We start from the raw sequence: 11333 nt of genomic DNA, 5'->3' as shown, positions 1-11333 counted from the left end.
AACGGTATGCTAAGAACAAAAATGCCGTTCACTCTTAAGTGAACGGCATTAGAGCATCGAGCTCGCTTTTTTTGTGCCTAATGATCTTCGAAGATCATGGGGAAAGACCCACTATTTGAGCCCAACTAAAGGTGACCATATCCACTCATTTAAAGCGAGTGAATTACGAAATTGAGATCGCTATCTCATTGGGTTAGTTGAAGTTTCATGGGGTTGAGCTATCTTTATATTACTGCCTTAGTGGAGGTGAAGTATTATGATTTGGGATACTCTCGAACGTGTAAATAAACTTCGCAAGGAAGCAATGGAGGATCCAGAGTTTTTGGATTCAGCAAAAATGCATGAGGAATGGCTTTTAAGCGAAACTCATAATCAATCGAACAAAGGAGCAAAAGAGAATAAACCGAAAAAACTATCTGACATTTATGAAAATACGGATTTTCCTATCAACCCAACTGGAGCCAAACATTAACAATGATGAACTGCAACACGGCTAAGGCTCTTAACCAAAAAGCTATAAGTCGATTACACATACCAGCCTTAAGCCACCAATAAAAAAGCCACTTTCAACGAATCGAAAGTGGCTTTTTCTTTTCTTGCTAGCTTCTTTACCATTAGCAACGAAAGCTAATCGTTTTCAAACCTAGTTATTGATTAGGCTTAATCCGCTTGGTAACGCATCACCAAACACACGCTTAGATTCACTCTCAGAAAGCTCAGTCACTTCACTCACTAGTGTTAACCATGAGTCAGGTACCTTGCTTTGCTTAAGCTTCTCAATCACTTGATTGCGATAGTCGTCAGAGATATCAAACTGACGGTCACCGGTTTTTCGACAAATCATCACCGCTGCGAAGGCGATCATCTGCTCTTTCTGCCAGTTCTGTTCAAGCAGTTTTGGTAACCACTGTTCAGCTTGCTCTCTAGGAATTACGCTGTGTTGGCTGCCATACAAAGGCGTTCTTGATGCTAATCGTCCTAGCGCCCACCAGTGAGCCTGTTCAAATTGGTTATGGTTGATCGCTTTGCTTAAGAACCAACTTGCCAGCAGCACTTTGTCTTCAACCTCAAGTTGCTCAAGTGACGCCGCTAAACGGACCATGGCTTCATAACCATTATCTTGCGCATCTTTGGCTGTCTTAGGGTTCTTCATTGCACCTGGGTGAAGGTATTTAGCGATGTCAGCCAAGATACTCTCTTGCTGCTCTTGGTTTAGCCCACCAGCGACACGACGCCAGAATACCCACCAGTCTGTCCAGCCTTGGTGGTTCTTGAACTGAATGTTCTGTTGGTAAAGGCCCCAAATCTGTTCGATACGCCATGAGTCAGTCGGATCGCCAAAGCCAGGACGTAGCGAGTATCCCGCCAAACGTAGCCAGTTCTTCTCGTGTGCTTCTGAGCGGCGACGACGTTTACGACCTAATGAGAAGGTATCAAATAGATGACGAAGGGTCGTGAAGTCCCATTCATCGCGTTTACCTAGTCGCTTCTCAAGATCTTTCGATAGTGTTTTGATCTCTTTCGATTCAGCACTCTTCTTGTTGCCGCTGTACAGGCGAGAAATCAACTCCTTACACTCTTCCAATCTTGGGTGAAGCGCGGAGGTATCAGATTCATCGCCTTGCTTGTTTCTTACTTCAAACTCAAGCAACCAACGCTTAGAGTCATCTTCTATACTCACACACTCCATTTTCAATGTGCCGACTTCGGTTAACTGACAAGCGAGCAGTACTTCAACACGCTCTTTTTGGTTGGCTTGAAGCTCTGCAGTACCTGAGCCTTCCAAGGTCGAAATATAAGGTGGAAGAGGAGAGAACAAATCGGCATCCACATTGACCATCACGCCGTTTTGAATTGCGGTGTCGTGAGCTATTTGATCATGTGTTGAAGTCAGTAGGTTAAAACGAACCGGCTCGCCTAATGTCAGAGAGAAACGACGGCTGTTTAAGCGGATCTCTTGGCCTTCTTCGGTACCTTTGGCAAGTAGACAAAGCGCTTTACCCATCTTGTTCTTCTCTTGTAGATGCAAGAAGTAAGAACGAGCAGCACCACCACCGATTTTTAGCTGCGCGCCACGGCGAGCTTTACCAAAGGCAACCGCGCCTAACGCAACAGACCAATCGGGATGAGGGTTATCTAATACTGTGATTGGAGAGCCGTTCCAGTTACCCAGAAGTTGAGTAATACGTTCAGTCACAAGCTCACTATTGAACACACCACCGTTAAGCAACACTCCCACAGGAATTGCCGGTTTGGTGTCATCGAACTCAATAGAATCTGAGTTTTCCAATGCGGCTTTAGACACTTGTTGATGCGTAGTTAGGAATTCTGCAACGTGCTTACTCACCGCTGGGTCGGCAACGTAAGGCAGGCCGAATTCAACCACGGCGCTGCGACGTTTGTCTGGTGTTTTAGTAAACTCTGACAGTGGGAAGAAGCCTTCCAATGCGATTTGATGAACTTCTTGTTTGGTTAAGCCAATACTCTTAGTTCCGCCAAGTAGTTTAGAACCGCTACCTAGCATGGTGATCTTCACATCATCTGGTGCATTGGCAGAAAGCAGGCTCTCTTTTGCAGCGCGAGTCTGCTGAATCAGTTTGGTTAGGCTAGAGGCATTCAGCTTTTTGTTTTGATTGAAGCGTTGCTCAGCAAGGTGAGCAAGTGCTAAGTCGAGGTTGTCACCACCGAGCATCAAGTGTTCACCAACGCCGATACGGTCGAGTGTTAGCTCGTTACTTCCGCCATTGCTCGAATCGCTATTTGCATCGAATTTGGCTTCAATTAAGCTCAAGTCGGTGGTACCACCACCAACATCACACACTAGAATAAGCGGGATCTTTTGGAGTTCTTCCGCAGCCGTTTGCTGGTGGCGTGCATACCAGTCGTAACAAACTGCTTGTGGCTCTTCGAGTAAGAGGCTCTTGCCTAAACCGGCTAGCTCTGCGGCTTCGAGTGTCAGCTTACGTGCTGTTTCATCGAATGAAGCCGGAACCGTCACTACAACATCTTGGTCTTCAAGTTTGTTGCTTGGGTTGCGGTAGTTCCATGCTTGGCGAATGTGATTCAGGTAGCTTGCACTCGCCACAACTGGCGATACTTTATCGACATCAGCGGCGCCTGCCCAAGGGAGAATGTCTGAGTTACGGTCAACCGCTTGGTGTGATAACCAGCTTTTAGCACTCGACACTTGGCGACCTTCAACCTTAGCGCCCAATTCACGCGCCCATTCACCGACGATAACGTTCTTAATATCGCCTTCAACTGGACTTGGCTCCCACGGCATAGTCAGGTCTGAAGGGGATATTTGACCTTGTGCAGGGTGGTAACGAAAGGATGGAAGTAGGGGCTTGCGAACCACTTCACCGGGGCCGATGAGTTGGTCAATATCGAAAAGAGAAACAGGAGCATGTTGTAGGTCGTCGTTGATTTCACAGTAAGCGACAACCGTATTGGTTGTACCTAAGTCAATGCCGACTAAAAAACGAGGAGTTGCCATACAAAACCTTATTCTTCCAGAGTGATGACCAGTTTTTTGATAGCTTTGGTCTTATTGTTGTTATTCGTAAACGTCATTCCTGAGAAACAGGCAGGACTAGATTGAGAAATGCATTGATAAAGTAACGGCACCCGCTAAGGTGCCGTTGATTCATTATGCTTGTTCGTTTGAGTCGTTATTCGAGTCTTCACGAACATCGAACTCAACGTGCCACTTCTGACCGTTGTCAGTAGCAATAGCTTCTAGGTATAAGGTACCTAGCTCAGTAACGCGAGAAGCCAAAGTCACCGGAACCACTTCACCTTCGCGACGGCCTTCAGAAACAGGCAGTGTCACTTGGATTTCAGGAAGTTCATCGAGCTCTTCTGGTGCCCAGTGATCAAGGTGAGTACCTGCTTCATCTTCACGGCGAGTTGTTGAACCGAAGAATTGGAAGTGTACTGGCTGACCAATCACTAGACCGAACTCTTGGCTAGGTACTTGAACGCTTGAGCCTTCTTCCATACCAAACGGTGCAACACATAGTGCTTCCATTGGAGGAGCCATACCTGGGATTGCTGGCATCGCGCTCTCGATTCCTACGTAGTAAGAAGATGCAATACCGCCACGGATACGAACACCTTGACCACGACGTACTGCGCCGTAGTAAGAAGCACCACTTGCAACCGCAAGGTCTAGATCCAAACCTGAAAGTTGCTTCGCAAATTCAGCGTCAGCGTTAATCAACCATTCATTGATCGTGTCTGAAAGGCGATCAGCAAGTAGATTAGATTTTAGAACACCACCATTGAACAGGATTGCTGTTGGCTTGATGAAGTCTGCCGCTGGCGCTTCTGCACCTGGCATACCGGGCATGTTTGCAAATGGGTTGAAGTCTTGCTGAGCCGTTTCGCTATTTCCAGAAAGCGCATTGGCTTGCTTAGAAAGGAAAGCGGCAATGTGACGAGTAATACCCGCATCTTGAGCGTAAGGCAGACCTATTTGAGTCAATGCGCCACGCGTCTTTTGAACTGGGTGTTCAGTCACAGCAACTTTAGGGAAGAAGCCATCAACCAATGTTTGTTGTACTTCTTGCTGAGTCAGTTCTGTTTTCAGTGTTGCGCCAAGCAGTTTAGAACCACGGCTTGGAACAACGATAGGCACAGATTGCAGTTCAGCATCGTTTAGTAGTGCTTCTTTCGCATCACGACATGCGTGAGTCATAGCTTGAACCTGCCAAGGAGCCAGTTCTTTGCCTTCTTGCGCCAGTTTCATCTTCAAGCGGTAAGCCAGTGCTAAGTCCATGTTGTCGCCGCCAAGTAGGATATGTTCACCTACTGCGATACGGTTCAGGCTTAGGTTACCGTCATCTTGTGTTACTTCAACTAACGAAAGGTCGGTTGTACCACCACCGATATCGACAACAAGAACGATGTCACCAACGTTCACTTCATCACGCCATGTGTCGTTGCTGTTATCAATCCAGCTATAAAGAGCCGCTTGGGGCTCTTCTAGAAGCGTTAGGTGAGTGAAACCAACATTACGTGCAGCTTCTGCTGTTAGGTCACGAGCCGCAGGATCAAACGAAGCTGGAACCGTGATCGTTACATCTTGGTCTGCCAGTTTGTGTTCTGGGTTTGCGTGGTTCCATGCGTCTTTAAGATGCTCAAGGTACAATTCAGTTGTCTTAAGCGGAGATACCTTTTCAACTTCTTCAGGGCTGCCTGCAGGAAGGAAAGCATCGCGACGGTTAACACCACCGTGGCATAACCAAGATTTTGCACTTGCTACCAAACGGATAGGGGTTTTAGAACCAAGGTTACGAGCAATTGCACCCACTAGCGCTTTTGGCTCTGAAGACCAAGGAAGAACGCGAGAGCCCGCATTCATTTCATGTTCGTGCGGTTGGTATAGGAACGAGCCAAGTTGGCTGCGAGTTTCTACTGTACCTGGCGCCGTCAGTTGAGGGATTTGCATCACCTCTACGCGAGCGTCTTCATTGCTTGTGTCTATGTAAGACAAAACGCAATGTGTAGTACCTAAATCGATACCAACACTGAACTTGGGTACCTGGTTTTGCTCTTGAGAAGATGGCTCTTGAGCTGAATGACTTTGGTGTTCCATTATAGCTCCACCTCTGCCGGTGCAATTACAGATGCATCGTAGTTTTCAGCAAGCTTAGGCAGGTTCATGTCAGTTGCTTTCCAACCTTTGTGAACTAGTGTGCCGTTGAATGGTGCATTGCCCGTTACGTTGCCAGTTAGGCGAATTTCTTGAGGGTTGAAACCTTCAGCGATAGTGATACGTGTTTCTTCATCTTCAGTGCGGATGTGAGACAGCGTTACGTAATCAGCCAATACTTTTTGACCGCCAGTGTGAATAACACGAGCTGCTGCGCCAACTTCTTCATCAGAGAATGACGTTAGGTCTTCTTTTAAGAAGTCGATAAGGCGCGCTTCTTGCTGCATGATAGACAGTAGCTGCATTGCAGAGTCTGTTGGTGCTGTAGCAAGCTTAGATTCAACTTCTACTACTTTTTCGATCACACGTTCAACTTCTACTACTTTCTCTACTTCGACAATTTTCTCAACTGGCTTTTCAACTTCAACGACCTTTTCTACTGGTTTTTCTACGACTTTCTCAACCACTTTGGTTTTACGAGAAACGGCAATTAACAGTAGTAAAACGCTTGATGCAGTTAGGCCTGCGTGAAGCATATCAAACGTTTGTGGGATTAGGTTCAAATCAACGATCATAGTGATTTCTCTTTAAAATTGATTTAACGGTATATTCGTCGGTTCAAAGGAATATACAGGTTGGAAAGAAACTCATTGGCACTAAGCCGAAACGGTCACTTTCAAGCTATAAATATGGATGGATACTAGCATATTCAAGGCTTAAGAGTGGTATTTAATGTTTTTAATCAAGTGGGTTTTTGGTGTGTTAGCTTAAAAGTTAATCGAGATTTGTTGGTTTATTAGCCGTAAATGTCCATGGGTTGTAAATAGTGTTAGTTTTATCCCATTGTGAGAGTCAAAGATAAATAGAGCCTAGCATTCCGGCAGTGTATACTTTCGACTCAAAATAACATCATATGGGAAGCTGTATGCCCCACACTACCGACCCTATAACAGGGTTGAAGAAACGAACTTTGCCGTTAGTTGTCTTTTTTGCCACATTTTTGATGACGGTGTTGTGTTTTGTTTTGGTTGCGGCGAATCAAAATAGGTCTTTGAATGAGAATCTGGATAGCTTTGCTCAGCATCAAACGCTCAGTTTAAAAGCGTTTATTGATAACGATGTCGCTTATATCGGTTCCGGTGCAAATTTTTTCTATTCTAATGATGTCGATAGTCGGGATCGATTTGCTCAGCAAACGATTAACGGTTCGAAAAGCCTGATCGGATTGCAGTGGATGCAAAAAGTAGCGGTAGAAGATATCGCCGAGCATACCGCCAAAATGAAAGCTCAATACCCATCCTATAGAATGTTTACTATCCCTAAACATGGGCCAAAAACTTATGGTTATGTCTTGGATGGCGAGCCCGTATTTATCGCGACAGATATTTATCCGAATGATCCAGTGAACAACGGTGTTTTGGGTTTTTACTCTTCTCGTGAGCGGTTTAATCTGGTCATTGATAACATTAAAAAAACACGTGAAGCGAATATTTCAGACAAAGTTCGTCTGTTGCAAGACGGTTTAGACAGCAACACACCTAAGAGCGGAATGTTGGTCTACCACCCTGTGTTTGATGGTCAAACGGACAATTTGTTAGGGGTTGTGATTGGTGTTGTTCGTACCACATACTATTTTGAGAAACTTCTGGCATCTACTGTCGGCGATATGGACGTTTATGTGCGTGTTACCGATAGCGGATTTGAAGCTGAAGATGCCCCGATAATGTTCGAAACCAATGGTTATGAAGCGGTAACTGGGCAGCACATTACAAAGACGATTACATTAACTAACCGTGAATGGATTATCGACTATCAAGATAGATGCATGTATTTCATTTAATGGTTACTTAGTGTTGGCGGGAATCGGCATAGTTGGTACCACTATCTCATTACTGCTTGCTTATATTGTGAACCTGCAAATTCGAGAGAAAGAGCGCTTATATCGAATGATTGATGAAAGAACAGAAGAACTTCGCTTTCTTGCCAATCATGACAGTTTAACGGAAATTTATAATCGCCGAGCTTTTAATAAGATGCTTGGTCAATCGATACAAAGCGATGAGCCGTTTAGCTTAATAGTGTTTGATGTTGATAAGTTTAAAGAGATCAATGATAAGTTTGGGCACCCAGCCGGTGATGCGTTACTTATTCATGTGATTAAGGTTATCTCAGTGAGCTTGAAGTCTGGAGATAACCTATTCCGGATGGGAGGGGATGAGTTCGGTATCATTTCGAGCATCACTGAACATGACTCATTGTCTCGCTATTTAGAATGTATTTTAGATACGGTGAGTGAGTCTCATTGCGAGCATTCTGGCCAGCTATTGAGTTGCACTCTAAGCATCGGGGCTACCATCCGCACTAATGAAGACATTGAAGCGCTCCTTCAAAAAACTGACAGCATGTTATACCTAAGTAAGTCAAATGGCCGAAATCGAGTCACAATTGCAGGCTAAATGAGCACTTGATGCAACTGGGGTCGAGTTCTTTATTAGGCTCATGTACAATTTCACGAAATTTTTGACGAGAGAATTAGGCGACGTATGAATCACAATCGAGTGGTGTGTTTCGATTTGGAAATGTGCTGTTGGAGCGAAGACGGTGTGGGAACAACAGGAGAGATCATTGAAGTTGGTCTTGCTGAGATTGATCTAGCATCCGGTACTATCGTGAAGCGAGCACAATACTACGTTAAGCCAGAGAAAGACGAAGTCTCTCTATTCTGTGCCGAGTTAACGGGCATTACACCTCGTAAAATCGAAAAGCAGGGTCGCCCATTAGAGTCTGTCATCAAGTCGATGATTAAGAACTTTGGTGGTCCCAAAAAAATCTACGCAGCGTGGGGACGTGACGACCTTATCTTACACAAAGAGTGTATTGAAAAAGGCATCGAGCCTCCGTTTAGCGAGTTCTTAAACATCGCAACGCTTTACCGTGTTCAGAATCGCTTGAAAGACAAACGCATTGGTCACCGCGCTGCTCAAGAAGCCAAAAATATTGAGTGGGAAGGTCGTCAGCACTCGGGTTATGTCGATGCTTATAACCTCGCGAAGTTGGCGTTAACGATGCTCTAGATAGCAGCAGTGAACACCCGAACATAGAAAAGTCATCTACTTGTAGATGGCTTTTTGGTTTAATTTTTATCGGTATTTCTAAAGATTAACTCATTTTTTAATGACCAAGCTCGAGTTACTTACCATACCTTCGACCCTGTCGGTGATGTGAACCAGTCCGTTTGAAGTGTACCGCCAGACTCTGCCCACGTGGTTAGATGTTCATATGCTTCACAAGTATCAATACGTTCGTATGGGTGAGACCATTGGCCTGGGATATCTAGAGCCCATGGGTGGCCAGTCGTGTTTTGATAGTATTCACCTTCACTTGTTACTGTATCATCATCACCAGCACCGAATATTGCGGTATCTGCTACATCTGTATTTGGATAGTTCATCAAGTGAATCTCTCTACCTCTCGCGTTGCCTTTGTATATGAACGGGTTAAAATCCGTATTGCTTAGCGCAGGAATTGAACCATCAATCACCAGCGAGACACTGTAATCGATTAAGCTTCGTGCATCACCTGACTCTGTGTTGTAAAAGCTATAAGTGCTTGTACTTGGCAGCATCGCCGCGACACTATCAATCACAACAAATACCAACTCGCCTGAGTGACCGGCCTCTGGTGTTAACGCTGCGGTAGAGCCGTTGTATGTTTTGGTCAGTGAAGTGACATCCGTGTCTTCAAGCCCTGCTAACGAAATAGCGAAACCATTGTCTTCAGCCGCTCCACGAGCAATAGCTTGGCCGTAGTAATCAAAACGAGTTATTTGGTTATTCGCGTTTGTATAAACACCTAATGCGTAGTGGCTAACAAAGTCATTCAGATCGTAGTCACCCTCATTTGGCCATAAATCTTCGTAGGCTAATGTGTACCATCCACTGGTTGGTGTTCGGCTATAGAAAGCGATTGTCGGATCGTTTGGTGCGTAGTCGTTTGCATCTGATACACCATCACCGTCACTATCCCCAATTGAAGGCCATGCAATCTCAGCGATTTCACTGATCAGCCCATTCTGGTCAATAGCGATGACCTGAACCTTCCAAAGTTCTCCAACTTCAGTTTCACTGGCCGGCAACGTGGCATTACTGTTGTCATTTTTTCCGACAAACTCATCATCCACATAGAACCCTTGACCTACATCGACAAACCAACGGTAGCTATAAGTTACAGAATCACCGTCTGGGTCTTCCGGTGTTGGACCGGTTACTGTCACAACCAAGTCGTCATTATCACCGAGTCCAGTGCTGCGACTTAGAGTTGGTGTAGAAGGAGGGGTATTAGCAATGGTGACATAAGTAACACTGATAAGGCTGTAATCCAGCGTGGTTAGCCAACCGTCGTTATTCACATCAATATCTAGGTCTACATTCACAAGACTGTCGTCAAGTGAAGCGATAGGGAGGTCAAAAACGGTTGTCGACCAGTTATTGTTGGTACCTTGTAAGAACCCGGGAGTAAGTAAAGAACCGTCAACAGCGATACTGTCGTATTCTCCGTTTTCTCCGTGGTGTGCTTCTGAATCAACATCATAAGCGTAAATAGTGAGTGTCGCTGCGGTAATCTGTGCGCCATCAGGGACCGTTAAATTATGTTGCCAAGAGTAGTCTTCGTTTGCTCGGCTGTAGATGTCGAAACCATAACCAGAAGGCGCGATGTAATGTGGTGAGGTACTACTTGCATCGATCTTTTGAGTCACTGTTATTGAGCCATCACCGTTAGTGGTTGTTGTGTTTTCTGTTGCAGCTGCAAACGTCTGTTGCGAGAAAGAACACATAGCGACTGAACCCATCACCATTAGAGATTTTTTAATATTTTTCATGGCAGCTATCCTTAGTCAGAATCCAGAACAATGTCGCAAGAAACTAGCAAATCAGTAGTGACGTTATCTAGGTCAACGGTACTTCTACACTCTTGACCACGCACCTGAGCAACGATTTCCAATCCTTCCCAGTTGGTTGGAATGCTAAAGTCACTCACTAATTCACCATCGCGGTTCGACATACCAGAGTAGAAGGCTTGAGAATCTGTTTGGTCTGAGGTCACGCTGTATAGTTTGATGATGTGGGAACCGCGAATTGGAGCCGGCTCACCGTCTTTGTATGAAAAACTACTGACGACAATGACGCTCATTGTTCGCGAAGCCGTTCCACGCCACTCAAAACTGTCCGGTACAGCAATATCAACAAAAGTCGTATTGGCAGCTGTTGCGGCAGGACTCGCAGCGCTGTCAGTTGAGCCGCTTGCACCACCTCCGCCACCAGAACTGCCGGACCCGCCACCACCACCGCCGCAGGCGATGAGAGACATTGATGTGACCGATGTTAAGAGGAGTGTTTTTAATTTCATCATCATAATCTTCCGTAATTAATTGAGGCCGTGTAAAACTTAAAGAGCAATGACTGTGCCAGTTTTTATGTTTTTGATAAAAAAGGAAAAATTTGATTTTTTGATGTGGTTTGAAATTAATTGTATATCAGCATCTCAATTAGAGAATCAATCTGACGATAACGAATAAATGACGGCCTGATAATGAGATTTGATAGGGAATTGGATTCAGTTTTCACGAATGCTGAGTGAGGAAAGTTGAATCTGTAATAAGAGACATTTGACTGGTATT

General features: G+C 45.1%; 7 protein-coding genes and 1 pseudogene. 3 read left to right on the top strand and 5 right to left on the bottom strand.

Annotated elements, in window-relative coordinates:
* Window positions 1-256 precede the first annotated feature (256 nt).
* Window positions 257-472: a hypothetical protein gene (locus tag AB6E52_RS17985; RefSeq protein ID WP_102321046.1), complete on the top strand. Its 216-nt coding sequence runs from the start codon at window positions 257-259 to the stop codon at window positions 470-472.
* 171 nt (window positions 473-643) lie between these two features.
* On the opposite strand, the gene AB6E52_RS17980 is transcribed toward AB6E52_RS17985, so the two are convergent.
* The 3 genes from AB6E52_RS17980 to AB6E52_RS17970 all read right to left on the bottom strand — a co-directional run bounded on the left by AB6E52_RS17980 (window position 644) and on the right by AB6E52_RS17970 (window position 6231).
* Complete coding sequence (locus AB6E52_RS17980) at window positions 644-3496, bottom strand: Hsp70 family protein (protein WP_102321045.1); 2853 nt, start codon at window positions 3494-3496, stop codon at window positions 644-646.
* Window positions 3497-3649: 153 nt separating this feature from the next.
* Window positions 3650-5599, bottom strand: coding sequence for an Hsp70 family protein (locus tag AB6E52_RS17975; protein WP_102321044.1), 1950 nt, complete (start codon window positions 5597-5599; stop codon window positions 3650-3652).
* Window positions 5599-6231, bottom strand: coding sequence for a DUF2760 domain-containing protein (locus AB6E52_RS17970; RefSeq protein WP_017060436.1), 633 nt, complete (start codon window positions 6229-6231; stop codon window positions 5599-5601). The genes AB6E52_RS17975 and AB6E52_RS17970 overlap by 1 nt, the downstream gene beginning before the upstream one ends.
* Before the next feature lie 350 nt (window positions 6232-6581).
* On the opposite strand from AB6E52_RS17970, the pseudogene AB6E52_RS17965 reads away from it, so the two are divergent.
* Window positions 6582-8112: pseudogene (locus tag AB6E52_RS17965) on the top strand (diguanylate cyclase domain-containing protein).
* 87 nt (window positions 8113-8199) lie between these two features.
* Window positions 8200-8730 carry a 3'-5' exonuclease gene (locus AB6E52_RS17960; RefSeq protein WP_102321043.1) on the top strand — a complete coding sequence of 177 codons (531 nt, stop codon included), beginning with the start codon at window positions 8200-8202 and terminating at the stop codon, window positions 8728-8730.
* 119 nt (window positions 8731-8849) lie between these two features.
* On the opposite strand, the gene AB6E52_RS17955 is transcribed toward AB6E52_RS17960, so the two are convergent.
* Window positions 8850-10535 carry an LruC domain-containing protein gene (locus AB6E52_RS17955; protein WP_102321042.1) on the bottom strand — a complete coding sequence of 562 codons (1686 nt, stop codon included), beginning with the start codon at window positions 10533-10535 and terminating at the stop codon, window positions 8850-8852.
* Window positions 10536-10546: 11 nt separating this feature from the next.
* The gene (locus AB6E52_RS17950; RefSeq protein WP_016784558.1) at window positions 10547-11068 is read right to left on the bottom strand and encodes a hypothetical protein; all 522 of its coding nucleotides are present in this window, start codon (window positions 11066-11068) and stop codon (window positions 10547-10549) included.
* Window positions 11069-11333: the final 265 nt, after the last annotated feature.

The organism is Vibrio sp. 10N.247.311.13 (assembly GCF_041467595.1).
GTDB lineage: Bacteria > Pseudomonadota > Gammaproteobacteria > Enterobacterales > Vibrionaceae > Vibrio > Vibrio crassostreae_C.
The sequence above is the reverse complement of the archived record's forward strand: the minus strand, read 5'-3'. Positions and strand labels throughout refer to the sequence as shown.